This is a genomic window from Mucilaginibacter straminoryzae, from assembly GCF_022953055.1.
In the GTDB taxonomy this organism is placed as follows: domain Bacteria; phylum Bacteroidota; class Bacteroidia; order Sphingobacteriales; family Sphingobacteriaceae; genus Mucilaginibacter; species Mucilaginibacter straminoryzae.
Map to the genome: position 1 here is coordinate 259,731 of NZ_JALJEJ010000004.1, position 25,939 is coordinate 285,669.

Sequence of the window (25,939 nt, forward strand, 5' to 3'; positions counted from 1 at the left end):
AATGTCTGCACAGGTTGAAGATGCTGAAATATTAAGCATGTTCCAGGACGAAAAGACCAGGAATCAAGCATTTAGCCTCTTGCTGAAGAAATATCAGCAGAAGATTTACTGGCACGTGCGCCGTATGGTGATAGACCATGACGATGCCGACGACCTGGTACAGGATATTTTTGTGAAAGTTTGGAAAAATCTTCCGGGGTTTAGAAATGATGCGCAGTTGTATACCTGGATGTACCGGATTGCAACTAATGAATGTATCACCTTCCTGAACCGCAAGAAGATGAAAAATAACATTCCGCTGGATGATGTATCGTATGAACTGGCCGAGTCATTGGCCGATTCTACTTATTTCAACGGTGATAAAGCGCAGATGAAATTGCAGCAGGCGCTGCTGACATTGCCAGAAAAACAACGCCTTGTTTTTAACATGAAATACTTCGACGATATGAAGTACGAAGAGATTTCAGAGGTGTTGGGCACCAGCGTTGGCGCGTTAAAGGCATCGTTTCACCTGGCAGTTAAAAAGATTGAAAGTTACCTGCTGTCCAAAGATTAATTTTTTAATTTTATCATTAAACCTTTGCATACTAATTGTATCCTATACACGATATGAATAGCGAGAAAGAAAACAGAGAGTGGCTACAGGAATATCCGTCATTAAAACAGGTTAATTCAAATAACCCGTTTACGGTGCCTGAAAGCTATTTTAATGGTCTTGAAGAGCAGATAATATCGGGTGTTCGTTTACAGGAATCAGTACCGGCATCGGCGCAGGCCTTTACCGTACCTGAGCATTATTTTAACGAACTTGAAAGTAATATCCTGAGCAGGATAAAAGTAGAGGAAGCTGTTGCGCAGAGCCAGGCTGCTTTTTCTGTTCCCGAAAATTACTTTGAAGAATTAAGCGACAATATTAACGCCAGAATTGGTATTGAGGAATTGGTTAACGATGCAAACGCTTTCAGCATCCCTGAAAATTATTTCGAGGATTTAAGCGCGAACATCGAGGCAAGGGTTAATATAGAGCAAGTTGCAGGCAAAGAGAGCCCATTTATTGTTCCAGAAACCTATTTTGAGGATATGAAGTATCAATTAAAAAGCCGCCTGTCCTTAGAGGATGCGTTTGGCGCCGCACTTCCGTTAGAAGTACCTGCAAATTATTTTGATAGCCTTCACTTAAAGATCCTGAACAAGGTAACGGACAATGATTCTGAGAAACGCAGAAGTGTGGTTCGCCGCATGTTCTCCTCTGCCGCATTTAAGTATGCATCAGCAGCATGTTTCGCTTTAATCATCGGTGCAGCGGTATTCATTGGCGGCCTTAACAGCTCACACGATCGTACTTACCTGCACAAGGCATTGTCTGATGTGCCCGATAATACGATCGAAAGCTATCTGGATTTGCACCTGGACAATTCTGATACCCGGATATTATTGGAAAAGGCAGATTTAGGAAACGAGGGATTAGACCACATCAGCACAGATGATCTGAAAGATTACCTGAGCAACAACTAAAGAAAGGTATTGAGGGATGAACAAGTTAATTAAATACAGTTTTGTTGTACTGCTTGCTTTTTGTATCCGGAAGGATACCAGTGCGCAGCCCGGCATACCGTTCCGCAGTAATAGTTCGCCGTCTTTTTCTCCGTCACGTCCTCAAAACTTCCGTAAGCTGGATGCGATAAAGAATGCCTACATCAATAAGCGCTTGAACCTGACGCCCGACGAGGCAGACCGGTTCTGGCCTTTGTATAACCAGTACCAGGGCGAGCTTAGCCAGCTATTGCGGGAAAGAAGGCAGAACAACGCCAGCACACAAACCGGCGGTGTAGAAAAGGTGAACAAAGACCTTTATTTTGAACAGCAATTGCTAAGTGTACGCAAGCGTTATATGACAGAATTCCTGAAAGTACTGCCATCTGAAAAAGTAGATCTGCTTTACCAGAGCGAACGCGAGTTTAAAGACGAACTGATTCACCAGTTACACGAGCGCAAGAACAATTAAAATATTGAAACTCTCGTCAAAGGCTTACCGCAGGTGTGGTGAGCCTTTGCTATTTTTGTACCATGTTAACTTTACGCCAGCTTTTCTTAGCACACAACGCCCAGACAACAGATTTTCCGCTGATGCTGGAATTTGAGCGTGCCGAAGGAATTTACCTGTACAGCCCGGAAGGAAAAGCCTATATGGACCTGATCTCTGGCATTGGCGTAAGTAACATCGGGCATTGCCATCCTGCGGTAGTAAAAGCAATCAAAGACCAGGCAGAGAAATACATGCACCTGATGGTGTACGGAGAATACATACAGACACCCCAAGTAAAGTTAGCCGAGCGACTAGCCGGGCTATTGCCATCATCGCTGAACTCTGTCTACCTGGTTAATTCTGGCGCGGAAGCCGTTGAAGGCGCGTTGAAGCTGGCTAAGCGTTTTACCGGCCGCAGTAATATCATCGCATGCAAGAATTCCTATCACGGCAGTTCGCATGGCGCACTAAGCGTAATGGGTAACGAAGAATTTAAGCAAGCCTATCGGCCATTGTTACCTGGTGTTAGCTTTATGCGCTTTAACGTAATGGAAGACCTGGATCTGATTAACCGGGATACGGCCTGTGTAATTATGGAAACCATCCAGGGCGAGGCTGGCATCCGGGTGCCTGATGTCGCCTATATGCAAGCCATGCGTAAACGATGCGATGAGATGGGCACACTGCTGATCCTGGATGAAATACAGGCCGCGATGGGCCGAACGGGGAAGCTTTTTGCTTTCGAACATTACCATATTACTCCGGATATCTTACTACTAGCCAAGGCTTTGGGTGGCGGTATGCCGATCGGCGCATTCATATCATCGGCTGAAATTATGTCAGTATTTAAGCACAACCCTATCCTTGGTCATATCACCACCTTTGGCGGTCATCCGGTTTCTTGTGCGGCTGCCTTAGCGGGGCTGGAAGCCTTGCTTGCCGAAGACCTGATCAGCGGCGTGGAAGATAAAAGCAACTTGTTTAAAAGCTTATTAGTTCATCCAGCCATTAAAGAGGTGCGCGGAAAAGGGCTGATGTTAGCCATGGAACTGGCCGATTTTAACCTGAACAAAAAAGTAATAGACCGATGTATCGAACATGGTGTTATTACGGATTGGTTCCTGCATTGCGACAATTCTATGCGTATTGCCCCCCCGCTGATTATTTCGCTAGGCGAAATTCGCCAGGCATGCGAAATCATCATCGAAGCTTTAGATTACTACAGCACCTCTAACTGAAAAAATTTCAGTCCCTCGTAAATTATATTTTCTTAAAAGTGTATTTGGTATAGTTTCTGCACAGATAGGGCGTGATTGTTATTTACCGTTACACGCTTTGATTTCACTTCCGAAAGGTTACGTACTGACGCGTAATTAGGTCGGATAGTGTATTGAAGAGCGTACTAAAAGCTACTTTACCCATATCTATGAAGATCGCCTACATATCAACCTATCCGCCACGGGAGTGTGGCATTGCCACTTTCAATCAAAACCTGATGAAGGCAGTTGCTGCTAACTTTCCAGAGCGTAAAACATTATTACAAAACGGCTTTGTGGTAGCCCTTAATGATTCTGAAAATCTGCAGGAATATGAGTATCCTGAAGAAGTAAAGTATATCATTCGTCAAAACCACCAGAAAGATTACATACGTGCCGCTAATTACATCAATACCAGTGAAGCAGATGCCTGTATACTGGAGCACGAATTTGGGATCTACGGTGGAGAAAGCGGCATTTATGTGCTGCCACTAATTAACCGCCTCGAAAAACCGTTGATCTCTATCCTTCACACGGTACTGAAAGAGCCAAGTTATGTACAGCGAATCATCATTCGTGAAATAGCGGAACAGTCGGCCAAAATTGTGGTGATGAGCAAGCGCGCCGTAGAATTCCTGACCACCATTTACGATATTCCACTGGAGAAGATCCAGATCATCGAGCATGGTGTTCCCGACCTGGAAGAACCAGAAGACAACCCGGTTAAAAACCTCAGCGCTTTTAAAAACAGGAAAGTACTGTTAACCTTCGGGTTGATCAGCCGTAATAAAGGCCTGGAAACCGTAGTAAGGGCGCTTCCAAAGATTGTTGAAAAGCATCCGGACGTGATGTATGTTATCCTGGGGAATACCCACCCTGGCGTGGTTAAACACTCTGGTGAAGAATACCGTGATAGCTTAAAATCGCTGGCACAGCAACTAAAGGTGTCAGACCATCTCGCTTTCATCAACAAATTTGTAAGTGAAGAAGAGCTGATGGGTTATTTAACTGCAGCCACTTTGTATGTAACCCCCTACCTTAACGAGGCGCAAATTACCAGCGGTACGTTATCTTACGCAGTAGGTGCAGGTGCTGCCGTAGTATCTACGCCGTACTGGCATGCCATGGAGTTACTTGACGAAGGCCGCGGTCGCCTTTTCGATTTTAAGGATCATGACGCCTTGGCCCAGGTAGTAAATGATCTGTTGAGCAATCAGGACGAACTTCGACACATCAAACAAAACGCCTACAATTATGGCTTGCATTTACGCTGGCCAAAAATCGGGGCAGAATACCTTACCATTGCCCATCATGCCGTGCAGGAGCACGATTTCAGCGATAAGATACTAAAGAACAGTATTGTCGATCCCGAAATTATGCCCAAGTTCAGTCTGGCACACGTAGTAAGGCTGACGGATGATACCGGTATTGTACAGCATGCTAAGTATGGTATTCCGAACCTGAAAGAGGGTTATTGCCTGGACGATAATGCCCGTGCGCTGATTATGGCATTGATGGCCTACCAGCGAAATAAAAGCGAGGAAGCAATTGAATTGCTGCCCATCTACCTCAGCTATATCCATTATATGCAATGCGATGATGGCAACTTCCGGAATTTCCTGAGCTTTAGTCGCCAGTACCTCGATGAAGTAGGTTCTGAAGACTCGTTCGGCCGTACTATTTGGTCGTTAGGTTACCTGATCGGTGCTGCACCTAATAACTCTTATCGTGAATTTGCACTGGAGCTTTTCCACCGGTCGTATCCGCATTTTAAAGCGTTAAAACATATCAGGGGGATGGCAAATACCGTAATTGGTATCAGCCTATACCTGAAAGCTTACCCTGCCGATGAAGGCATGATGGCCGAACTGATTCGATTGACCCAACCTATGATCGATGCTTACGAAGCGCATCAAACTGAAGATTGGCAGTGGTTTGAAGATGTAATGACCTATGATAACGCCATTATGCCTTTAGCCCTTTTGTCATCATGCGAATTAACAGGGAACGAGAAAGTGAAAGAGATCGCCCTGAAAACCATGAACTTTTTGGATAAGCTCACGCTGTCTAACGGATACCTTAGCCCGGTCGGTAACGACGGTTGGTACTATCGCGGGGGAAGCTTCCCTACCTATGACCAGCAGGCAATTGAAACTATGGCGATGGTTCTGATGCATTTTAAAGCTTACGAAATTTTCCGCGAGCCGGAGTATATCGAAAAGTTATTCCTGAGCTACAAATGGTTCCTGGGCGAAAATACATTGCGGGCTCCATTGTATGACCACGAAACCAAAGGATGCTGCGATGGTCTGATGCCTAACGGCATTAACCGTAACCAGGGCGCCGAAAGTACGCTGGCGTATCTGATCTCTCACCTGACAGTATTAAAAGCCTTTGAGCTGGAATACGAATACAAAAAGTACAAACAAAAAATACAGGTGTGCTAATGCACCTTATTGAATGAGCGGACGGCTGTTTAATAGTAGTCGTTCGCTCATCCAGTAGCTATACCTATCATTTACCTGGTCTCTTATTTAAAGATGAAAGTTGCCGTTTTATCTCCTGTTGCATGGCGCACTCCTCCGCGGCATTATGGTCCCTGGGAACAGGTAGCCTCGAACATTGCTGAAGGTATGGTTGGAAAAGGCGTAGATGTAACGCTGTTTGCGACAGGTGATTCTTTAACAAAGGGTAAGCTTGATGCTATTTGCGAAAAGGGTTATGAGGAAGATAAAACGCAGGATGCCAAGGTACTGGAGTGTTTGCATATCAGTAATCTGATGGAAAAGGCAGATGATTTCGACCTGATCCACAACAACTTTGATTTTCTTCCCCTCACCTATTCGGGCCTCATAAAAACACCGGTGATTACTACTATCCACGGCTTTTCGTCACCTAAAATTATTCCGGTTTACAAAAAGTATAACCAACGTGGCTATTATGTTTCCATCAGTAATGCAGACCGTAGCCCGGAATTAAATTATTTAGCCACGGTTTACAACGGGTTGAACAAAGACGAATTTACCTTTAATGACCGACCTGAAGATTACCTGCTTTACTTTGGCAGGATACACCATGACAAAGGCGCAGCAGAGGCGATACAAATTGCCAGAAAAGCAAATAAACGCCTGGTAATGGCTGGCATTATACAAGATGAAGGCTATTATAAAAGCAACGTAGAACCTTTTATTGACAATGAGCAAATTGTTTATGTTGGGCACGCCGGACCAGAGAAACGCAACCAGTTACTAAGCAATGCCTCAGCACTGTTACATCCAATCAATTTTAACGAACCTTTTGGTATGAGTGTAGCCGAAGCAATGCTCTGCGGAACACCAGTTATTGCTTTTAACCGTGGTTCTATGCCAGAGTTGGTCCGTAATGAACAAACCGGCTTTTTAGTAAGTAATATTGAGGAAGCCGTTAACGCTGTTGCACAATTGAAACATATTAACCGGGCAAACTGCCGCGATTGGGCTGCGGCTAATTTTTCCAGCGAGAAAATGGTAGACGACTACTATGGGCTCTATCAGCAGATTCTACAACAAGGATAATTCTGATCATCCAACACTTAGATAACGCGTTAACACAGGTATCTTAGAGCTGGGGCTTACATCAAACCTCTTTAGTACTTTTGTACTGATGGATTATTTTAAAAACCTGCTGGAACTGCTGAAGATAGAACGGAATGAAGACAGGCAGGGTTATCTTAAATTTACTGAGACTACTTCTGTAACAGACAGGCGCGCAGCTGGTACGGCCTGGTACCCGGTGGCGATACGGGGTACTGAACCCAGTCGCGGAGATTACCTGACTATTGAACTGGAACGGACCACGCATCAGGATATTTCCCATCAATTCAGGTTTGGTGCTTCGGCTGCATTATTCTCTAATCATAATGCAAAGACAGACCGAGTAGAAGGTATTGTCACCTACCAGGGAGGAAACCGATTAAAGTTAAATTTACGGATTGAAGAACTGCCCGACTGGGCCGACGATGGTAAACTTGGGATAGACTTGCTTTTTGACGAGAACAGTTATCGCGAGATGGAGCAAGCACTTAAACAAGCGACAGAAAAAAGCGAAAACGCTAAAGAAAACAGACTCATTCAAATACTTACCGGTTCAAAAAAGCCGGCATTTAACGGTGAAAATTCTTTAGTAACTTTTAGCGGACTGAACCATTCACAACAAACGGCGGCGCAGAATATCCTTACCGCACAAGACCTTGCCATTGTACACGGCCCGCCGGGAACCGGTAAAACAACTACACTTGTGCAGGCTATTAAAGCGCTGGTCGAGCAGCAACATGAACGGGTATTGGTAGTCGCCCCAAGCAATACTGCTGTAGACCTGCTGAGTGAAAAATTAGCTGGCGAAGGTTTAAATGTACTGCGGATAGGTAACCCGGCAAGGGTATCCGAACGATTAATGGCTTTAACGCTGGATAACAAAATCTCGGCACACAATTACAACAAGGAAATAAAGCAACTGAAGAAGCAGGCGGCGGAATACAAAAACATGGCGCATAAGTACAAGCGCAATTTTGGCCGTGCAGAACGCGAACAACGCAAAGCTTTATTTGACGAAGCGCACAAAATTATGCGCGAGGTAGACAAGACCGAGCAATTTATCATAGACGACCTGGTAGCTAAAGCGCAAGTGATTACCGCTACACTGGTAGGCGCTGCACATTACACCATCAAAAATCAGCAGTTTAAAACCGTAGTAATAGACGAAGCAGGACAAGCTTTAGAACCGGCCTGCTGGATACCGATCCTTAAGGCAGATAAAGTGGTTTTGGCTGGAGATCATCTGCAACTTCCGCCAACGATAAAGTCTGCCGATGCGGCCAAAAAAGGCTTAGCAGTTACCCTGTTGGAAAAGCTTGTCGCTGCACATCCCGAAGCGGTAGTATTACTGGAAGAACAGTATCGGATGAACGAAGTGATCATGGGCTTTTCGTCTCAGGAGTTTTATCATAACCGCTTGAAGGCGCACAAAGACGTTGCTAACCGTTTGCTATTTGACAAAGATGTCCCTTTAACTTTTATCGACACTGCCGGCGCGGGCTACGATGAAAAATTGGAAGGGACCAGTTCTACTAATCCTGAAGAGGCGGCTTTCCTGATCCGCCATCTGGAACAGTTGGTTGAAAAATTAGAAAGCAGTTATAAAAATACCTTCCCTACCATCGCCGTGATCTCTCCTTACAAGGAGCAGATCAGGATTTTGAATGAACTGGCGGAAGCCTCCCCTATCCTGCAAGCGCATAAGCATCATATCGCGATCAACACGATCGATAGTTTCCAGGGACAGGAACGGGATGTGGTCTACATCAGCATGACCAGGAGCAATGCTAATGGAGAAATAGGCTTTCTGGCTGATACCCGCCGCATGAATGTAGCTATGACACGCGCACGAAAAAAACTGGTAGTCATCGGCGATAGCGCCACTATTGCTCAGTTACCTTTTTACGCAGACTTTATTAGCTACGCAGAAAAGCACAGCGGTTATCAAAGTGTTTGGGACTATGCTTTGTAATAGGAGGAGCGAGTATTCAGGTTCGAGGAGCGAGTGACGAGGAGCCTTTTGCCATTAAACAATTACTCGCACCTGAGCACTCGCTCCCCGAACCTACCGTTAAACCTTTCCGAAAACAGCAATACCATTATGACCGCCGAAGCCGAAAGTATTACTCATGGCTACTTTCACATCATGGTCTTTAGCTTCGCCGATCACGATATTCAGATGCTCAGGAATCTCCGGGTCGAGCGTGGTGGTGTTGATGGTCGGTGGAATAATTTTATTTTCGATAGCTTTCAAGCACAATATTGCTTCAATAGCGCCGGCAGCACCCAGCAAATGTCCCGTCATGGATTTACTTGCCCCAAGCCATAAATTATTCTTCTGATGGTTTGTTAAAGTAGCTACCGCCTTCGCTTCAGACAAGTCGCCCACGGGTGTAGAGGTAGCATGCATATTCAGGTAATCCAGTTGTTCTATAGTTACCTGTGCCTCTGCTAAAGCCAGTTGCATGGCTTTTACGGCACCAATGCCTTCGGGGTGGGTAGCCGTCATGTGGTAGGCGTCGGCTGTCATGGCAGCGCCCAACACTTCGCCATAAATCTTAGCGCCACGTTTTACCGCATGCTCGTATTCTTCAAGTATCAACGCGCCTGCCCCTTCGCCCATCACAAAACCATCGCGGTCAACGTCGAAAGGCCTTGAAGCCGTTTGCGGATCGTCATTGCGGTGCGACATGGCCTTCATCACACTAAACCCACCGAAAGAGGCCGGTGTGATAGGCGCTTCTGATCCGCCTGCAATCATGATTTTTGCTTTGCCTAGGCGGATGTAATTGAAAGCATCCATGATAGCCGTGTTACCGGTTGCACACGCAGAAACAGGCGCGTAGTTAATTCCGCGGAAGCCATTGCGGAGCGAGATCATACCCGATGCCATGTTGATCAGGTATTTAGGCACGAAGAATGGGTTGAAGCGCGGGTGCCCATCCCCTTTAATATATTCCGTTTCCTGCTCTTCAAATGTTGTTGTTCCCCCTTGCGCAGATCCCCAAATCACGCCAACATCAAACGGATCCATTTTATCAAACTCAAAGCCCGAATCTTTGATAGCTTCGTCTGTAGCGATCAAGGCATATTGAGTATAAGGGTCGGTACGTTTAAGAAGGGCTTTATCCAGGTGGTCGGCTGCATTGTAGCCCTTCAGTTCACAAGCAACCTGCGAACGAAACAGCGACGCATCGAAATGGGTGATTTGTCCCGCCCCGCTTTTACCAGCAACAGCATTTGCCCAGAAATCATTTACATTATTCCCGATAGGTGTTAATGCGCCCAGCCCGGTTACAACAACTCTTTTAAGCATAGAAATATAAAAATTGGGCAAAGGTAAATTAAACTATCAGAAAAGCTGTCAGAAAGCGGTGGTATTTTATGGGGTTACGAAGCCCCTCTCAATCCTCCCCGGCTGGGGAGGACTTAATTCCCTCTCCTTTTGGAAAGGGTGAGGTTCTGCGCTGAATAAGACATTTAAGACGCTTCCTGCTTGTCAATTAAATTACTGATATAAAAGAGTATGTGTGGTGTAAAGACGGCCAGGAGCGAAATAATCAGGCACTGAGTATGCCTGTTCCAAATTGCTACCGCTTAATTATCCTGAAAGTGAGATTAACACGGGCTTGCATTGGCAAGGTTGACTTAGCAATGCGATGTTCCCAGTTCTGCTGCAGTTCGCCTTTCATTAGAAGCAACGAGCCATTCTCTAGCTTTACGCTATACTGGCGCTTATGATCTTGTTTATGGCGGATATCAAATTTGCGCACCTGCCCAAAACTGACCGATGCAATTAATGGTTGCTGACCAAGTTCCCGTTCGTTATCACTATGCCAGGCAACAGAGTCATTTCCGTCACGGTAATAGTTCAGTAACACACTATTAAATTGCGTACCGGCTATTGGTTCTATGCGTGCTTTAATTTCCAGTAATTCTTCTGTCCAGGGCAATGGATGAAACGAACTGCCAGAATAAGCGTAATTCTTATTTATATCACCAAACCATGCGGTTAGACGTGGCGTTACCACTTGCTTATCATACAAAGTGATTACTTTTTGTTCCCACGGAACCGTGCTGATAAATGTTTCCAGATACTGGCTGCTCTCTTTTTCGTTAAACAACCCTGGCCTATAATCCAACACCTCTTTTGGTAAGCCCGCGCTCTGCCCTTCGTCCGCAAAAAAGCTTAACTGTTGCATAAATATAGAACGTACTAAAGATGAATTTGTGCTGAAAGCAAACAATGTAGAAAAAATTCTATTTTATTTAGAAAAATTTCTATATTTGAATATGAAAAAGAAAGAGATAGCGTACCAGGTAAAAGAAGAACCACTACCTGTGGTTAATGATTTTGTTGTGCCCTATGGCAACAATCATGATCTGGAACAAACGGCTACGTATCATTCTTTTTTTGAAAATCCGGTTGCGTTGCTTACCAGTTCTAAAAAGGGCTTGGATGCTAAAGCTGCGCTTGATTTTATCAATCTTTCGGGGTTTAGCCACCAGGAGTTTCAGGATACTTTTAAAACTACCGTTAAAACCATCCAGAACTACGCAGGTAATGCACAAAAACTTGATCCTTCCCTCAGTGAAAAGATCCTGAAATCATTTGCCTTATTTGAAAAGGGAATAGAAATTTTTGGCTCTGCTGATGTTTTTCATAAATGGTTAAACACTCCGGCTTATGGCTTGGGCAACCAGGTCCCTTTTGAACTGATGGATACTTTTACCGGCATGACGCTGATTGAAGAGGAACTTATCCGTTTAGAATACGGGGATCTGGCCTGATGCTGGTTTACAGAATCGCCCTCACGAAATATGCGCATTCCCTGGTAGCTTCCGGCCGCGCAGGGCGTTGGAACCCTAATGATACCAATGTAATTTATACCTCAGGTTCCCGCTCTTTAGCCTGCCTGGAAAACGTCGTCCATCGAAGTCAGTTGGGGCTGACGCAGCTGTTTAACGTTATGACGATAGAGGTCAGCGAAAAGCTAAAAAAGGATGTCGTTCAATTAAACGATCTGCCTTTCGATTGGAAAAACTTCCACCAGATGCCTTTTACCCAACATCTGGGGCAAAAGTGGCTAAATGCGGGAAGAACGGCGTTGCTACAGATACCCTCTTCGATTATACCCGAAGAAGTAAATATTCTGCTTAACCCCGCTCATCCCGACTTTAAACATATCCACCTGGTCAGCTCGGATTCCTTCGTTTTTGATGCAAGGATCAAATCCTGAGTAACACTTACCTTAACCGTGCAGTAATCGGTCGATCAATTCGTCCAGATCAACTTCGGCAAAAGATGTGGAATAATCAGACAGACCATAAGGAATAATCAGCTTATTGTTATGGATAATTGACCCGCAGGAATAGATCACATTAGGCACGTAGCCTTCACGCTCGTCACTGTTTGGTACCAGGATGGGCTCTTTCAATCGCCCGATTTCGACAGAAGGATCATCCAGTTTCAGCAAACTAATCCCCAGTACATACTTACGCATCGGGCCTACCCCATGTGTAATCATCAGCCAGCCATGTTCCGTCTCGATAGGTGAACCGCAGTTGCCGATCTGGATAAACTCCCAGCTAAATTTCGGTTGCTGTAACATAATCGGCTCTTCCCAGATATTGATCTTGTCTGAATACATGATGTAGTTGTTCCAGCCATCTATCCGCGAGATCATCACATATTTACCATTGATCTTCCTCGGAAACAGCGCCAGGTTTTTATTCTGTGCTCCCGCCCCATATAACGGCATGATGCGGAAGTTATAAAAATCGTTAGTTTGGAGTAGCTTAGGCATAATCAGTGCGCCATCATAAGCGGTATAAGTGGCATAGTAAACCTGGCTGCCATCCTCGTGGGTAAACTTCACAAAACGCGCATCTTCTATACCCTTTCGTTCATACTCGGATATCGGAAAGATCACCCTGTCGGAAATATCGGTGTCTAACGAAAACACGATCTCGTAATAAGAATCCGCCAGCCAGAGGATCTTATCATACTCCATTTTCTTCAGATCGGTATCCTGCAGGTTTTGCGAGTCGATGAGTATCCTTCTTAACGTTGCATATTCGAAGTGCGAATCCAGCTTTTCTTCTATCTCGCGCAGCACATCCACATTAATCTGTGTTACTACGGCTTTTTCGAAAAACAGCTTTTTGTTGTACACTGCGTTGCGGATAATCTCGGCCTCATCAATATAATTACCTGCCGGTATAACCGTGATGTTATTATATTTATCAATAAGCGCCCTTCTGAAGGTAATAGAGGATATGTGCCCCTCGCCCACTGCCCTAAAGCTGATAATCACGCGGCGTTCACCATCTTCCAGATCGCTCTGGTCTGGATCGTCTACGATAGACGGGTTAAAAAATGCAGCAGATTCGATAGAGTACTCGTGAGTAAAATAAGACCCTATTAAGAGTTTTTGATAAACGGTAAGTCCGTCGTAATCGATACTCAGCTCTTCAAACAAGTGTTTTAGTTTACTGGCATGCCTGTTTAATACCCTGGTTATGTTACGGTGCCGCTTAGAGTATTCTTGCAGCAGCGGAGAAATAATATCAAAAGCCTTTTCTTCCGGAAGTTCCAAAACGCGTTGGATTACCTCTTTGGCCCTGTCATTCCCATTAAAGAAAAAACGGGCAATTACTCTTTTCGGATCGGGATTTACTTTTACCGGCTTACGTTCTATTGCTAATCTCATAAGAAAATATTCAAAGTTCAAACAGCTTTGTCATCATTTTGATTGCGCCAAATATGATAAAGCCGAGCTAAATTTTAAAATTGTGGCTACATTTGAAGGGGTTACCGATTTTATGAACGTTTTAATTGTCGAAGACGAGAAAAGCCTTGCGCTTGAAATTGATGAATACTTAAGCCGGGAAGGGTTTACGGTTGAACACGCACGCACCTGCAAAACAGCAGAAGAAAAGATGTTTGTGAACAACTATGACTTTATTTTGCTTGACCTTGGCTTACCCGACGGCGATGGTTTTGATTTACTGAAAACCCTTAAGAAAATGAGCAACCGAGAGGATGCCGTGATAGTGCTTACCGCCCGCGGCGAAGTTGATGACCGCGTACGGGGGCTGGAAGAAGGCGCAGATGATTACCTGCCCAAGCCGTTTTCCCTTAACGAGCTTTTGGCAAGGATGCACGCCATAACCCGCCGTAAACATAAACTGGAAAGCAACGAAGTAAACCTGAAGGGTTTTAAAATAAACATCCAGAACAGAACAGTTTGCCATGGCGAAGAACGGATTAACCTGACGAAAAAAGAATTTGAGATATTCAACTACTTGGTGCTAAATAAAAACCGTGTTATTTCGCGTACCAATTTAACCGAACATGTTTGGGGTGATGTATTGGAGATTAACTCTGATTCTAACTTTGTAGATGTACACGTAAAGAACCTGCGAAAAAAACTGTCACAGTATGCCCCAATCGACTGGTTTGAAACGGTAAGAAGTATCGGCTACCGGATAAATATCTGATTGTAGATGAAACTACAGTTTAAACTAACGGTTTACAACACGGTTACCAAGCTGGCTATTATTTTATGTACGGCCGTGGTTATCCTGTTTTCGCTCGAAAAGATTTCCTATCACCACATTTCTTTACGGTTAGAAGATAAGAAAAACGAGTTTCTGCGCCACCTTAGCTCAACCACGGTAAAAGACCTGCTGCAACAACAGGACACGTTCATTGATTATAACATTTTGAAAGATGATTACATCATCTTAAAAGAGGTTAAATACGAGCCGATAAATACCGTTATAGACACTTTTAGCACCGCCCAGCGCACCATTGACCGCACAACCGAAACCTACCGTATTTTAAGCTGCAAATTCAACTACAATAAAAAAACCTACTTTCTGGAGGTTGGCAACACCATTGATGCGGTGGAACAGGTAAAAGAAACCATCAAAAGTTACACCCTTTTTATCCTTATCGCAGCCCTTACCCTGACACTTTTCATCGACCTGATTTTTACCAAATATTTATTGAATCCGCTTTATAAGATCATTGATACCAAGCTGATCAGGGTGAATGACCCGCTGAATTACGATTATCAGAAGATTAGTACCAGCACCCAGGATTTTAACTTGCTTGATGACAGCATTAACACACTGATGAGAAAAATCTCGCAGATGTTTTTGCTTGAAAAGCAGTTCATCGCAAACGTATCTCATGAGTTATTAACGCCTATTTCTATCATTACGTCTCGTTTGGAGAATATACTGGCTTATGAAACTTTAAGTGAAGATGCTGAGAATAAAATTTTCGGTTCACTGAAAACACTTAACCGGCTAAAATCGATCATTAACAGCTTACTGCTAATATCGCAGGTGGAGAACAACCAGTTTAACAAGGCCGACCAGGTTAATCTATCCGAAGTATTACATGAAATTCAGGAAGAACTTGAAGACCGCATCGAAGATAAAGGCATAAAACTGAATCAGAAGTTAAAGCATCACATCACCATAACTGCTAACCGCGCGTTGATCCATACCATGCTTTATAATGTTATTAATAACGCTATTAAATATAACCGCTTGAATGGCCATATTGACATTACTGACAGTTTGGACGGCAGCGATTATGTTTTAGAAATAACTGATACCGGGGTAGGTATGGCGAATGAACAGATACAAAGGGCTTTTGAACGCTTTGAAAAGCTGGATACCGACGAACGGGAAAGCTTTGGATTGGGCTTGGCGATTGTAAAAAGTATCGCAGCCTTCCATAACATCGCAATCGGCATTACCTCCATAAAAGACGCAGGCACTACTATCTCACTAAAATTCAATCAGTTATCAACTTCACACAATCTTCATAAATAAAGCGCAGTTTTGCTACTGTAAAGTTTTAGTTTCGAGTTACCCCTATTTGAAGGCTGTACGATGAGCATGTCGTGCAGCCTTTTTTATATCATCCTGTTTCGCTTTATTAAATAGGCCTTCAACAGTTCATAATACCCTTCATGAATGTTCGCATCAACCAGATCAATGTGATATTGCGCACACCTCAATTCTAACTGATGGCGGTATTGGCGCATTTTTTCCAGGTAGCTGTCGCGGATCTGGTTAGGCTGAACCCTCAACTGCTCGCCTGTCTCGATATCGACAAACAAATGCGGACGGTTATCATACTCAAACTCCACTTCCTTCTTCCGGTCGTTCACGTTAAAGATAATTACTTCGTGTTTGTTATATTTTAAGTGCTGGATGGCGGCAAACAAGTCGCTTTGTTTTTGTTCGTCAAGCCCGTTCTCTACCATATCGCTAAAGAGAATCACCAGCGAACGCTGGTGTATCTGCTCCGCCACCTGGTGCAACACCCCGCTGATATTGGTAGTGACGGCATCCTGGGGCTCATTGAAAGCTTTTTCGAGTTGGGCGAACAGGTAAAAAAGATGGGTTGCCGTGGAACGCGCAGCACTAAGCGTTTCCAGTTGTTTGGCAAAAATGCCGAGGCCAAAGGCATCGCGCTGCTTTTTAAAAAGGTACATCAACGAAGCAATTGCGTAAATGCTAAACTGTAGTTTACTGATACCTTTTTGCGGAAAGTTCATAGACGAAGAAGTGTCCAGCAGCAGATAGCAGCGCAAGTTGGTTTCCTCTTCATATTGCTTCACAAACAGCTTATCTGTACGGGCAAAAAGCTTCCAGTCGATATTCTTTACAGACTCGCCCGTATTGTGCAAACGGTGTTCGGCAAACTCGACAGAAAAGCCGTGAAAGGGGCTTTGGTGCAAGCCTGTGATAAACCCTTCCACCACCTGCCTTGCCAGTAGCTCCAGGTTAGCCAGGTGCCTTACCTGCTGATCGTCTTTTAAGTTTGCCATCAATTCAATAATAACAAAAAACGCCGTAACTAAAGTTACAGCGTTTTTCAAAATAAATTATTGTTAAGCTTATACCAGTTGTTTATCCAGTTTACCAGACAGAACAGATTTAGGCACAGCACCAATTTGCTTGTCAACAATCTCGCCGTTCTTGAAGAACAGCAGTGCAGGGATATTGCGGATACCGTATTTCATTGAAATACCAGGGTTGTTATCTACGTTAACTTTGCCTACTACCGCTTTACCGTCATATTCTTTTGCGATATCTTCTACAACCGGACCAACCATACGACACGGACCACACCATTCAGCCCAAAAGTCAACTAATACAGGTTTATCGGATTTTAACACAACTTGCTCGAAGTTTGCGTCAGTAATTTCTAAAGCCATGATCTTTCGTTTTAATTTTAACAAATATATACTATTCAAAATACTTGCCACAATACCCTTACTGACAATCTGACAATTAAATTATTTATAACAGATTTCGGATGTTCATATCATATTCGTAATTTTAAAAGCATAATGCAATTAAAATATTTCAAAGAATTAGACGGTGTAAGAGGATTAGCCGCTCTTATGGTTGTAGTATTCCACATCAATCAAGCAACCGGAAATAACTCCTTTATCGAAAGGCTGATTCATAAACCGGGCACGATAGGGCAAACCGGTGTCATTCTATTTTTTGTTCTTTCTGGCTTCCTAATAACCCGTATTCTGATCGCTTCAAAAGAAAGGCCTCACTATTTTTCGAACTTTTATATTCGCCGCAGTTTCAGAATATTCCCGCTTTATTATTTATCGCTGCTAATCTTTCTTGTCGTTGTACCATTAATTAGCACTGGGCAAGTTACCAACTTTAAAGACAGCTGGACGTTCTGGGTATATCTTCAAAATGTAGCAATGACGTTCAATTGGCCATTAAACGGTCCAGGCCATTTCTGGAGTTTAGCTGTTGAGGAGCACTTTTATTTGATCTGGCCACTGGTGGTATATTATTGCAACGATAGAAGTTTGTTAAAAGTGATAATAGGAATAATTATAACGAGCATTTTTTTCAGGATTTTATTTGCTCATTTAGGGTACGGTACCTTTTATTTTACTTTCACAACGATGGATTGCCTAGCCATGGGCGGATTTGCAGCGTTGAACTACAACCACAAGTGGCTATCGGTAAAAAAAGCATTATTAATCATCTCGGTGCTGCTAATCACATTAGCTGCGTCCTGGTATTTCCTAGGTAAAACTAAAAGTGATGTAGTTTCCCTTTTCAAAGTGCCCTTAACAGCGTTTTTTTACATGCTGCTGATCCTGATCCTTACCGAAAAGGAAACTTTTTTAAACAGGATTTTCAACTTGAATTTCCTTAGGTATACCGGAAAGATCAGCTATGGCTTGTATATCTTTCATCCATTATGTATTGAAATTGCTGTAAAATATTTTTATACAACCAGCTTTTTACCTACCCTAATCCTGATATTTTTAGCTTCATACGGCATTGCTATAGCTAGTTTTTATCTTTACGAAAGCAGATTTTTACGTCTGAAAGATAAATTCTCCTCTTAGGAAATATCACACTATGCCGAACTGGATAAAGAACTACAGCGGGATGATCTGGCTGCTGACTGGAATTATTGCCGGAAGTGTGGCTGGTTTATTTCTGAATAAAGAGCTGATAATGGGTGTGCTTAAGCCCATTGGCGATATATTTCTGAACCTGCTGTTTGTGGCTGTAATTCCTTTGGTATTCTTTGCCGTTTCTTCGGCTATCGCCAATTTGCATGGCACTAAAAAGCTCAGCCGTATCATGTTTATCATGTCTGCAGTATTTGTAGGCACGGTCATCATTGCAGCCTTACTTACTATAGCAGGTGTTAGCTTGTTTCCGGTGCATATGGACAAAGTAGTAACGCTGATCCCCGAAGAAGGTAAAAAAACAGCGCTCGGTGACCAGATCACCAGCATTTTCACGACAGATCAGCTTTATCAATTACTTTCGAGAAAGAACATGCTTGCACTGATCATCTTCTCCCTGCTGGTCGGCTTCGGCACCTTACAATCGGGCGAAAAAGGAACTGCGTTTACCGGCTTTTTGAATTCGGCCAATGAAGTATTCAAAAACATGTTCATCATTATCATGAAGCCAGCCCCCATTGGTTTGGGTGCCTACTTTGCGGTACAGGTAGCCACGTTCGGACCCTCACTCTTTGGCACGTATGGTAAGACCCTCGGGGTTGGTTATGCAGTCAGCATTTTTTATTACCTCGTATTCTACTCTATATACGCGTTTATCGCTGGCGGCATCAGTGGGATCAAACGCTATTGGAAGAACAACATTATTCCGTCAGCGACAGCAGTAGGCACATGTAGTAGTATAGCCACCATCCCGGCCAATTTAGATGCTGCTAAGAAAATGGGCATCTCTGACACCATCGCGAGCATTGTGGTGCCTTTGGGTGGAACATTGCATAAAGATGGCTCCAGTGTTTCATCCATCCTAAAGATGGCCGTGGTATTTGCCATGTTCGGGCGAGGGTTTGATAGCGCCGAAACCATTATCATCGCCCTTGGAGTGACGGTATTGGTAAGCATTGTGGAAGGCGGAATACCCAACGGCGGTTATGTCGGCGAACTGCTTTTTATTTCGGTTTATGGCCTGCCGCCGCAGGCACTGCCACCGGCTATTATCATAGGGACACTAATTGATCCGGTTGCCACCCTGCTAAATGCTACGGGAGACACCGCAGCCGCTCTGTTGGTGAATAGATTTGTAGAAGGGCGAAACTGGCTGACAACAGCTAATCAGACAGACTAATAATCGGTTTTTAAGCTGGATGTTTCCCATTTTTTGAACGCACCGATTGCCTCATCGCGCAGCAGTTGGATAAAAGGAGTCTTACGCTCAGCCATCGACCGCTCTATTTCTTCGTAAATAAAATGATCGTCGAATCCTATCGCAGCCGCATCTACCTTTGTATTGGCATAATAGATCTTGTCCAGCCTGGCCCAGTAGATCGCTCCTAAGCACATGGGGCAAGGCTCGCAACTGGTATAAATCTCGCAACCTTCCAAATTAAATGTATTTAATTCCTGGCAGGCTAAACGTATTGCAGACACCTCTGCATGTGCGGTGGGGTCGTTCGTTGGCACCACCTTATTTGCACTCGCCGCTACCACTTCGCCGTCCTTTACAATCACGGCACCAAATGGGCCACCCAAACCTTCGGCTACATTTTTCTCAGACAGCGCAATAGCCATCCGCATAAACTTCTCATGTTTATTTTCCATCGTATCGTAAACTAAAAAAGCCCCGTTCGTAAACGAGGCTTCCAAATTATCTTGTTGTAATGAATTACTTTTTGTCTTTTGCGTAAGCCTCGTTCAATCCTTTCAGAACGTCAGCAGTTACATCCAGGCTCGGATCGCCGTAAAGAACCGCAGAGTTACCTTTCTGATAGGTTAACACCAGTTTATAACCTTTATCCTTAGCGTACTGTTTCACATATTCGGCTACTTTTTCGTAAAGCTTCACTTGCTCGCTGGCCTGGTTGTTTTGCAATTCGGCGCCTGCGTTCTGGCGATAAGCCTCCAGTTCCTGGCCTTTACGCTGCAAACGTTGTTCTGTTGCCTGACGTGCATCCGCGCTCATGGTTTGTGCGTTTTTCTGATATTCCACTACCTCGCGCTGGTAAGCCTGACCTTTTGACTGTAAATCAGCCTGGGCTGCTTTACCCTTACCCTCTAAACGAGAGCTCATGTCTTTAAAGTAATCGTATTTTGCTAACAGGGTATCCTGGTTAATGTAAACAACATCCGTTTTTGAAGGGGCTGAAGTTGCAGACGCCGGGGATGCAGTTGCAGACTTATCAGCAGTTTTGTTCTGACTGCAGCTTACCATTGCTGTTGCAAGCGCTGCTCCTAAAGTAAGTTTCGTTAAAACCGAACCTAAATGTTTCATTTTTTGCTTAATCTCTAAAAAGTTTATCCGACAAAGATATAATTTCAAACCAATTATTATAACCTTTTTATAGGGCTTATTAACAAGTGGTTATTTATCCACAGATGCGGAAATATCGCCAAAAATCCGTATTTTTGTTAGTTATTTTTAATTCACACATGAGCGAAGAAAATCAAAATAAGTCCAATTATTCAGCAGATAATATACAAGTTTTAGAAGGCCTCGAGGCCGTTCGCAAAAGACCATCGATGTACATCGGCGACACCGGTGTTAAAGGCTTGCACCACCTGGTTTATGAGGTGGTGGATAACTCTATCGATGAAGCATTGGCCGGATATTGCGATACCATTAAGGTGAAAATCCTGAAAGGCAACGCTATCCAGGTAGAAGATAATGGCCGCGGTATCCCTACCGCTATGCACACTAAAGAAAAGAAATCGGCACTGGAAGTGGTAATGACCATCCTGCACGCCGGTGGTAAGTTCGACAAAGACACGTATAAAGTTTCCGGCGGTTTGCACGGTGTGGGTGTAAGTTGTGTTAACGCACTTTCTACCAAAATGGTGACCACTGTTTACCGCGAAGGCAAAGTCTTCCAGCAGGAATACCACATTGGTAAACCGCAGTATGATGTTAAGGTGATTGGCGAAAGCGATCGCACCGGCACTACCCAATGGTTTCAGCCAGATCCGGAAATTTTCACCACAACAACCGAATATAAGTATGACACACTGGCAGCCCGCTTACGCGAGCTGGCATTCTTGAATAAAGGTATCCGTCTGACACTGATCGACGAACGTGAAGAGTTGGAAGACGGCACTTTCCGCATCGAGGAGTATTATTCTGAAGGCGGTTTGAAAGAGTTTGTAAAGTTCCTGGACGGCACCCGTGTTCCAATCATCCCAGAGCCGATTTATGTAGAAGGAACTAAACAAGGTATCCCGGTTGAACTGGCTTTACAGTACAACGACACCTATTCTGAAAACGTTCACTCTTACGTAAACAACATTAATACCATCGAAGGTGGTACCCACGTAGCTGGTTTCCGTATGGGTCTTACCCGTACCTTGAAAGCTTACGCAGAAAAAGAAGGTTTACTAAAGAACGTAAAGGTTGACATCAGTGGCGACGACTTCCGTGAGGGTTTGACAGCCGTGATTTCGGTTAAGGTTGCTGAACCACAGTTTGAAGGGCAAACCAAAACCAAGCTTGGCAATAGCGAGGTGAGCGGTGCTGTTAACGTAGCTGTTGGTGAAATTTTAGGTATCTACCTGGAAGAGAACCCGCGCGAAGCTAAAATGATCGTCAACAAGGTAATTCTTGCAGCTACTGCCCGCGCTGCTGCACGTAAGGCACGCGAGATGGTACAGCGCAAGAGCGTCATGAGCGGCTCCGGCTTACCAGGCAAACTGGCTGATTGTGCCAACAGCGATCCTGCTGTTTGTGAGTTATTCCTTGTCGAAGGTGACTCTGCGGGTGGTACTGCAAAGCAAGGCCGTAACCGCGAGTTTCAGGCAATTCTTCCATTAAGAGGCAAGATCCTGAACGTAGAGAAAGCCATGGAGCACAAAATCTACGAGAACGAAGAGATTAAGAACATGTTCACCGGTTTGGGTGTGAGCATCGGTACACCAGAGGATAACAAAGCTCTAAATCTGACGAAGCTGCGTTATCACAAGATCGTGATCATGACGGATGCTGATGTGGACGGTTCTCACATTACCACGTTGATCCTTACGTTCTTCTTCCGCTACATGAAAGAACTGGTAGAATATGGCTACGTCTATATTGCTACGCCACCGCTTTACCTGGTTAAGAAAGGTAAAGAGCAGGCTTATTGCTGGAACGACGAGCAACGCGATGCCGCCATTCAGCGTTTGAAAGGCGCAGGCCGCGAAGACAGCGTTCACGTACAGCGTTACAAAGGTTTGGGTGAGATGAACGCCGAACAGTTATGGGAAACCACCATGAACCCTGAAACGCGTACCCTTCGCCAGGTAAGCATTGAAAACGCAGCGGAATGCGATTACACATTCTCTATGCTGATGGGCGATGAAGTGGCGCCACGCCGCGAGTTTATCGAGAAGAACGCGAAATACGCGCGCATAGACGCATAATTCCGACGAAGGATATAAGACAAAAATTAAAGACACAATTTGAATACAGTAAGGCTCTGCAAATGCAGGGCCTTACTTTTTTTATGTTATCTTCAACATATATTCATTGTAATGAACAGCAATCACCCCGGTAAAAAATTAGGCTTATGGACCGCTACCTCTTTAGTGGTAGGCAACATGATCGGCAGCGGCGTGTTTTTAATGCCAGCTGCATTAGCAGGCTACGGCAGTGTAAGCCTGTTGGGATGGGTATTTGCCGCGGTTGGTTCTTTTTTTCTGGCAAAAGTGTTCGGTAACCTAAGCAAGTTAGCCCCAGGCATTACCGGTGGCCCTTACGCATACACAAGGGAGGGCCTTGGTGATTTTACTGGCTTTCTGGTGGCGTGGGGATATTACATTTGTGTTGCCTGTGCCAATGCGGCTATCACCATTTCATTTGTTAGCGCACTAAGCACCTTCTTCCCTGTTCTTAACAACAATCCTGTCCCGGCGGTATTAGCCGGTCTTGCGGCTATCTGGCTGCTTACATGGATCAATACCCGGGGAATTGCCGTGTCGGGAAAGCTTCAACTGGTTACCACTCTATTAAAAATTTTGCCGCTGATTATTGTAGCTTTTGGCGGCTTATTCTTTATCCGTCCTGAAAATTTCATTCCTTTCAACAGAACCGGTGGCTCGGTTTTCAGCGCGATCAACATCACGGCCACCTTTACCATGTTCGCATTCGTAGGCATAGAAAGCGCCTCGGTACCGGCTGGCAATGTCGAAAAGCCCGAAATCACTATCCCCCGTGCCACCTTAATTGGCTTAATGGTGGCAACTGTGATCTACCTATTAGGCAGTATTAGTATAATGGGTATGCTGCCGGCAGAAACCCTCCAAAAGTCAACCACTCCTTATGCAGATGCTGCAGAGATCATGTTTGGTAAAAGCGCACGCTATTGGGTAAGCGCAGGTGTTGCTATTGCAGCTTTTGGTGCACTGAACGGATGGATCTTATTGCAGGGCCAATTGCCCAGGGCAATTGCAAAAGACAAACTTTTCCCGATTCTATTTGCGAAAGAGAACCGTAAGGGCGTGCCCTACACAGGTATTGTGATCAATAGCATATTAATCTCGCTGTTCATGATCATGAATTACACCAAAGGTTTGGTAGAGCAGTTCCGTTTCCTGCTGACACTCTCTGTTTTCCTGGTACTGGTACCCTACCTGCTTTCAACGGTAGCTTACCTCATTTTGCGATTGCAAAGCAAAGGAGCCAACCAGCAATCGCTCTCTGCACCCGTAATGCTTTTCATTTTAGCGTTTGGTTACAGCTTATGGGCCATAGCAGGCGCTGGAGAAAAAACTGTTTATGCCGGATTTTTACTACTGATGGTAGGTGCTCCATTCTATGTTTGGGTCAAAAAATCTAACGAAAAAAATAATACATAATTTTATTATGTATTGAAGTTTCTTTTATATTTGTTATTATGAGCAGCAACCAGTTGTTAAAAGGAACTTTACAAACCATCATCCTTAAACTTTTGCAGGATAACAAGCACATGTACGGCTATGAAATTACCCAGAAAGTAAAAGAAATAACCCGGGGTGAACTTATTTTGACTGAAGGCGCCTTATACCCTGCCTTGCATAAACTGGAAGCCGAAGGCTTGTTAGAGACCTATACCGAAGTAGTAGATAACCGGTTAAGAAAATATTACCGTTTAACAGAAGAAGGCGGGCAGGAAGTAACTAATAAAGTTACTGAGGCAAGCAATTTTATCGACCAGCTCAATCTGCTTTTGAACCTTAAACCGTCTGTAAAATGAATATCACCGCAGAACAAAAACAGAATTTGTATCACTACCTTGACGAGGTATTTACTTACCGTGAAACGCTGAATGAGGTTTACGACCATATTCTTTCCGCTGCCGAACAGTACCAGGGCGACCTTTCATTTCAAGATACAGTAAACTATATTATAAAGTCTGATTTTGGCGGTTCAAACAAGTTCAAAGATCTTGAGAAGAGTTATCAATCAGCTGCAAAAGAAGATGTCTGGAACCAGTTTAAAGCGCTATTTTTAAAAAACGCACGTATCACCGGTGCCTTTCTAACGTTAGTGTGTCTTATTTTAACCTGCTATTTTAAGCTTGATATTATCAATATGCCAGTCATGTTGAGTATTTTTTCAGCATATTTCATCATCATCGTAGGCGATCATTTCTATCGCCCCTTCAAAGCGGGCTATTTAAACGAAGGCAAAAAACAATCCCTTTATCATAAAGCAGTATCAGAGATACTGAATTTCCCGGGTCGCCCGATGGGTGCATTTTTTGGTGCACTTGGAACTCGCATACACACCACTCATTCAAATAGCGTGCTTGGTATTATTCTTATCGGTTATGTTTACGTACTGATACCCATATTTATTCTTTCATACTATCAGGCATTTAAGCAAGATTACCAGCTAAACCACAAAATCCTATAGTTATGATACTCACAGCCGATCAGATTAACCAGTGCAAAAAAACCATTGGTAAATATGTGAAATACCAGGAAACACTTGATGAAGTGGTAGACCATGTCGTGAGTGCGATAGAACTACAACCAGAAGCTTATGAACCGTTAGAAACCATGGTTCAACACGTGCTTGACCAGGATTTTGGAGGTAAAAGCAACCTGAGAGCGATGGAACAAGAGCGGGCAAAGATGGCGTTTAAGGCACTTAACAGCAAACAATGGGAATATTTTAAACAACACTTTAGATTGCCTTTGATTGGCTTTACACTGGTGCTCGCGGTGGCTTCTTATTTAATGGTAGATACTTACATCAATAGGAAGGCATTTGTGCTGGCGATGCTCTTATTTTCATTCAGCCCAATGATGCTGCTTTGCTTCCAGACAATAAAAAGACGCTCGAAGTTGTCTATTAAAACCGCTCTCCTTGTACAGGTAAACTTTATTAGCATTTCAGTTTTCAACGTCCTTAACTTTATCCCGCGGCTTTTTAATTACAAGATCTTTATGCAATCGCATGCAGCAATATTAGCCATCCTCACTGTATTCTTTATTACCTATACCCTTAGCTTTATCAAACTATATCGCGAAGAAGTTAAAATTAAAGTGGCATAAATCAAAAAGCCCCGCTGTTGCGAGGCTTGAATTTTA

At 44.0% G+C, this 25,939-nt stretch carries 25 protein-coding genes; 18 read left to right on the forward strand and 7 right to left on the reverse strand.

The genetic code is table 11. The annotated features are described in order from the left end of the window. The first annotated feature begins 1 nt into the window (after position 1). The 7 genes from MUY27_RS10685 to MUY27_RS10715 all read left to right on the forward strand — a co-directional run bounded on the left by MUY27_RS10685 (position 2) and on the right by MUY27_RS10715 (position 8,826). Positions 2-556, forward strand: a complete 555-nt coding sequence (locus tag MUY27_RS10685) for an RNA polymerase sigma factor (RefSeq protein WP_245130013.1) — start codon at positions 2-4, stop codon at positions 554-556. 53 nt (positions 557-609) lie between these two features. After that, positions 610-1,515 (forward strand): hypothetical protein, encoded by a 906-nt coding sequence (locus MUY27_RS10690; protein WP_245130014.1) that lies wholly within the window; start codon positions 610-612, stop codon positions 1,513-1,515. A 16-nt stretch (positions 1,516-1,531) separates the two neighbouring features. Next, positions 1,532-2,005 carry a hypothetical protein gene (locus tag MUY27_RS10695; RefSeq protein WP_245130015.1) on the forward strand — a complete coding sequence of 158 codons (474 nt, stop codon included), beginning with the start codon at positions 1,532-1,534 and terminating at the stop codon, positions 2,003-2,005. 62 nt (positions 2,006-2,067) lie between these two features. Beyond that, positions 2,068-3,264: an aspartate aminotransferase family protein gene (locus tag MUY27_RS10700; protein WP_245130016.1), complete on the forward strand. Its 1,197-nt coding sequence runs from the start codon at positions 2,068-2,070 to the stop codon at positions 3,262-3,264. A 188-nt stretch (positions 3,265-3,452) separates the two neighbouring features. Beyond that, entirely contained in the window at positions 3,453-5,729 is a 2,277-nt protein-coding gene (locus tag MUY27_RS10705; protein WP_245130017.1) for a glycosyltransferase family 4 protein, read from the forward strand. A 93-nt stretch (positions 5,730-5,822) separates the two neighbouring features. Further along, complete coding sequence (locus MUY27_RS10710) at positions 5,823-6,836, forward strand: glycosyltransferase family 4 protein (RefSeq protein WP_245130018.1); 1,014 nt, start codon at positions 5,823-5,825, stop codon at positions 6,834-6,836. 88 nt (positions 6,837-6,924) lie between these two features. After that, positions 6,925-8,826 (forward strand): AAA domain-containing protein, encoded by a 1,902-nt coding sequence (locus MUY27_RS10715; RefSeq protein ID WP_245130019.1) that lies wholly within the window; start codon positions 6,925-6,927, stop codon positions 8,824-8,826. Between the two features lie 99 nt (positions 8,827-8,925). Here MUY27_RS10715 and fabF read toward each other — a convergent pair whose 3' ends face one another. Next, positions 8,926-10,170, reverse strand: coding sequence for a beta-ketoacyl-ACP synthase II (gene fabF, locus MUY27_RS10720; RefSeq protein WP_245130020.1), 1,245 nt, complete (start codon positions 10,168-10,170; stop codon positions 8,926-8,928). A 274-nt stretch (positions 10,171-10,444) separates the two neighbouring features. Then, positions 10,445-11,056: an alpha-ketoglutarate-dependent dioxygenase AlkB family protein gene (locus MUY27_RS10725; RefSeq protein WP_245130021.1), complete on the reverse strand. Its 612-nt coding sequence runs from the start codon at positions 11,054-11,056 to the stop codon at positions 10,445-10,447. Between the two features lie 91 nt (positions 11,057-11,147). Here MUY27_RS10725 and parS point away from each other — a divergent pair, with 91 nt between their 5' ends. Both parS and MUY27_RS10735 read left to right on the forward strand, forming a co-directional pair. Then, positions 11,148-11,645 (forward strand): type II RES/Xre toxin-antitoxin system antitoxin, encoded by a 498-nt coding sequence (parS, locus tag MUY27_RS10730; RefSeq protein ID WP_245130022.1) that lies wholly within the window; start codon positions 11,148-11,150, stop codon positions 11,643-11,645. Next, entirely contained in the window at positions 11,645-12,094 is a 450-nt protein-coding gene (locus tag MUY27_RS10735) for an RES family NAD+ phosphorylase (RefSeq protein WP_245130023.1), read from the forward strand. Before parS ends, MUY27_RS10735 begins: the two co-directional genes overlap by 1 nt. Positions 12,095-12,106: 12 nt before the next feature. On the opposite strand, the gene MUY27_RS10740 is transcribed toward MUY27_RS10735, so the two are convergent. Further along, positions 12,107-13,567, reverse strand: a complete 1,461-nt coding sequence (locus MUY27_RS10740) for a glycoside hydrolase family 130 protein (protein ID WP_245130024.1) — start codon at positions 13,565-13,567, stop codon at positions 12,107-12,109. 112 nt (positions 13,568-13,679) lie between these two features. Between MUY27_RS10740 and MUY27_RS10745 the strand changes: the two genes are divergently transcribed. Continuing rightward, positions 13,680-14,357 (forward strand): response regulator transcription factor, encoded by a 678-nt coding sequence (locus tag MUY27_RS10745; protein ID WP_245130244.1) that lies wholly within the window; start codon positions 13,680-13,682, stop codon positions 14,355-14,357. 6 nt (positions 14,358-14,363) lie between these two features. Then, the gene (locus MUY27_RS10750) at positions 14,364-15,707 is read left to right on the forward strand and encodes a sensor histidine kinase (protein ID WP_245130025.1); all 1,344 of its coding nucleotides are present in this window, start codon (positions 14,364-14,366) and stop codon (positions 15,705-15,707) included. Between the two features lie 83 nt (positions 15,708-15,790). On the opposite strand, the gene MUY27_RS10755 is transcribed toward MUY27_RS10750, so the two are convergent. Then, positions 15,791-16,711 (reverse strand): DUF58 domain-containing protein, encoded by a 921-nt coding sequence (locus MUY27_RS10755; protein WP_245130026.1) that lies wholly within the window; start codon positions 16,709-16,711, stop codon positions 15,791-15,793. 69 nt (positions 16,712-16,780) lie between these two features. Further along, positions 16,781-17,101, reverse strand: a complete 321-nt coding sequence (gene trxA, locus MUY27_RS10760; protein ID WP_245130027.1) for a thioredoxin — start codon at positions 17,099-17,101, stop codon at positions 16,781-16,783. A gap of 135 nt (positions 17,102-17,236) precedes the next feature. On the opposite strand from trxA, the gene MUY27_RS10765 reads away from it, so the two are divergent. Together MUY27_RS10765 and MUY27_RS10770 are read left to right on the forward strand one after the other, a co-directional pair. Beyond that, positions 17,237-18,277 (forward strand): acyltransferase family protein, encoded by a 1,041-nt coding sequence (locus MUY27_RS10765; RefSeq protein WP_245130028.1) that lies wholly within the window; start codon positions 17,237-17,239, stop codon positions 18,275-18,277. Between the two features lie 13 nt (positions 18,278-18,290). Next, positions 18,291-19,526 (forward strand): dicarboxylate/amino acid:cation symporter, encoded by a 1,236-nt coding sequence (locus MUY27_RS10770; protein WP_245130029.1) that lies wholly within the window; start codon positions 18,291-18,293, stop codon positions 19,524-19,526. Here the strand turns inward: MUY27_RS10770 and MUY27_RS10775 are convergent. Both MUY27_RS10775 and MUY27_RS10780 read right to left on the reverse strand, forming a co-directional pair. Further along, entirely contained in the window at positions 19,523-19,999 is a 477-nt protein-coding gene (locus MUY27_RS10775) for a nucleoside deaminase (protein WP_245130030.1), read from the reverse strand. The genes MUY27_RS10770 and MUY27_RS10775 overlap by 4 nt on opposite strands. 64 nt (positions 20,000-20,063) lie before the next feature. Then, positions 20,064-20,669 (reverse strand): OmpH/Skp family outer membrane protein, encoded by a 606-nt coding sequence (locus tag MUY27_RS10780; protein ID WP_245130031.1) that lies wholly within the window; start codon positions 20,667-20,669, stop codon positions 20,064-20,066. A 158-nt stretch (positions 20,670-20,827) separates the two neighbouring features. On the opposite strand from MUY27_RS10780, the gene gyrB reads away from it, so the two are divergent. The 5 genes from gyrB (at position 20,828) to MUY27_RS10805 (ending at position 25,903) form a co-directional block, all read left to right on the forward strand. Continuing rightward, on the forward strand, positions 20,828-22,786 hold the full coding sequence (gene gyrB, locus MUY27_RS10785; RefSeq protein WP_245130032.1) for a DNA topoisomerase (ATP-hydrolyzing) subunit B: 1,959 nt from the start codon (positions 20,828-20,830) through the stop codon (positions 22,784-22,786). 111 nt (positions 22,787-22,897) lie between these two features. Then, entirely contained in the window at positions 22,898-24,220 is a 1,323-nt protein-coding gene (locus MUY27_RS10790; RefSeq protein WP_245130033.1) for an amino acid permease, read from the forward strand. A gap of 38 nt (positions 24,221-24,258) precedes the next feature. Then, positions 24,259-24,597 carry a PadR family transcriptional regulator gene (locus MUY27_RS10795; RefSeq protein WP_245130034.1) on the forward strand — a complete coding sequence of 113 codons (339 nt, stop codon included), beginning with the start codon at positions 24,259-24,261 and terminating at the stop codon, positions 24,595-24,597. Next, positions 24,594-25,259, forward strand: a complete 666-nt coding sequence (locus tag MUY27_RS10800; RefSeq protein ID WP_245130035.1) for a hypothetical protein — start codon at positions 24,594-24,596, stop codon at positions 25,257-25,259. Before MUY27_RS10795 ends, MUY27_RS10800 begins: the two co-directional genes overlap by 4 nt. Before the next feature lie 2 nt (positions 25,260-25,261). Then, on the forward strand, positions 25,262-25,903 hold the full coding sequence (locus MUY27_RS10805) for a hypothetical protein (protein ID WP_245130036.1): 642 nt from the start codon (positions 25,262-25,264) through the stop codon (positions 25,901-25,903). Positions 25,904-25,939 lie beyond the last annotated feature (36 nt).

What these genes read in the sequence shown, in the direction of transcription:
- gyrB (WP_245130032.1), top strand. Translation starts at nt 20,828, where the DNA reads ATGAGCGAAGAAAATCAAAATAAGTCCAATTATTCAGCAGATAATATA.
- MUY27_RS10690 (WP_245130014.1), top strand. Translation starts at nt 610, where the DNA reads ATGAATAGCGAGAAAGAAAACAGAGAGTGGCTACAGGAATATCCGTCA.
- parS (WP_245130022.1), top strand. Translation starts at nt 11,148, where the DNA reads ATGAAAAAGAAAGAGATAGCGTACCAGGTAAAAGAAGAACCACTACCT.
- MUY27_RS10710 (WP_245130018.1), top strand. Translation starts at nt 5,823, where the DNA reads ATGAAAGTTGCCGTTTTATCTCCTGTTGCATGGCGCACTCCTCCGCGG.
- MUY27_RS10745 (WP_245130244.1), top strand. Translation starts at nt 13,680, where the DNA reads ATGAACGTTTTAATTGTCGAAGACGAGAAAAGCCTTGCGCTTGAAATT.
- MUY27_RS10765 (WP_245130028.1), top strand. Translation starts at nt 17,237, where the DNA reads ATGCAATTAAAATATTTCAAAGAATTAGACGGTGTAAGAGGATTAGCC.
- MUY27_RS10740 (WP_245130024.1), bottom strand. Translation starts at nt 13,567, where the DNA reads ATGAGATTAGCAATAGAACGTAAGCCGGTAAAAGTAAATCCCGATCCG.
- MUY27_RS10750 (WP_245130025.1), top strand. Translation starts at nt 14,364, where the DNA reads ATGAAACTACAGTTTAAACTAACGGTTTACAACACGGTTACCAAGCTG.
- MUY27_RS10715 (WP_245130019.1), top strand. Translation starts at nt 6,925, where the DNA reads ATGGATTATTTTAAAAACCTGCTGGAACTGCTGAAGATAGAACGGAAT.
- MUY27_RS10800 (WP_245130035.1), top strand. Translation starts at nt 24,594, where the DNA reads ATGAATATCACCGCAGAACAAAAACAGAATTTGTATCACTACCTTGAC.
- MUY27_RS10770 (WP_245130029.1), top strand. Translation starts at nt 18,291, where the DNA reads ATGCCGAACTGGATAAAGAACTACAGCGGGATGATCTGGCTGCTGACT.
- trxA (WP_245130027.1), bottom strand. Translation starts at nt 17,101, where the DNA reads ATGGCTTTAGAAATTACTGACGCAAACTTCGAGCAAGTTGTGTTAAAA.
- MUY27_RS10805 (WP_245130036.1), top strand. Translation starts at nt 25,262, where the DNA reads ATGATACTCACAGCCGATCAGATTAACCAGTGCAAAAAAACCATTGGT.
- MUY27_RS10790 (WP_245130033.1), top strand. Translation starts at nt 22,898, where the DNA reads ATGAACAGCAATCACCCCGGTAAAAAATTAGGCTTATGGACCGCTACC.
- MUY27_RS10795 (WP_245130034.1), top strand. Translation starts at nt 24,259, where the DNA reads ATGAGCAGCAACCAGTTGTTAAAAGGAACTTTACAAACCATCATCCTT.
- MUY27_RS10700 (WP_245130016.1), top strand. Translation starts at nt 2,068, where the DNA reads ATGTTAACTTTACGCCAGCTTTTCTTAGCACACAACGCCCAGACAACA.
- MUY27_RS10755 (WP_245130026.1), bottom strand. Translation starts at nt 16,711, where the DNA reads ATGGCAAACTTAAAAGACGATCAGCAGGTAAGGCACCTGGCTAACCTG.
- MUY27_RS10695 (WP_245130015.1), top strand. Translation starts at nt 1,532, where the DNA reads ATGAACAAGTTAATTAAATACAGTTTTGTTGTACTGCTTGCTTTTTGT.
- MUY27_RS10735 (WP_245130023.1), top strand. Translation starts at nt 11,645, where the DNA reads ATGCTGGTTTACAGAATCGCCCTCACGAAATATGCGCATTCCCTGGTA.
- MUY27_RS10780 (WP_245130031.1), bottom strand. Translation starts at nt 20,669, where the DNA reads ATGAAACATTTAGGTTCGGTTTTAACGAAACTTACTTTAGGAGCAGCG.
- MUY27_RS10685 (WP_245130013.1), top strand. Translation starts at nt 2, where the DNA reads ATGTCTGCACAGGTTGAAGATGCTGAAATATTAAGCATGTTCCAGGAC.
- MUY27_RS10725 (WP_245130021.1), bottom strand. Translation starts at nt 11,056, where the DNA reads ATGCAACAGTTAAGCTTTTTTGCGGACGAAGGGCAGAGCGCGGGCTTA.
- MUY27_RS10775 (WP_245130030.1), bottom strand. Translation starts at nt 19,999, where the DNA reads ATGGAAAATAAACATGAGAAGTTTATGCGGATGGCTATTGCGCTGTCT.
- fabF (WP_245130020.1), bottom strand. Translation starts at nt 10,170, where the DNA reads ATGCTTAAAAGAGTTGTTGTAACCGGGCTGGGCGCATTAACACCTATC.
- MUY27_RS10705 (WP_245130017.1), top strand. Translation starts at nt 3,453, where the DNA reads ATGAAGATCGCCTACATATCAACCTATCCGCCACGGGAGTGTGGCATT.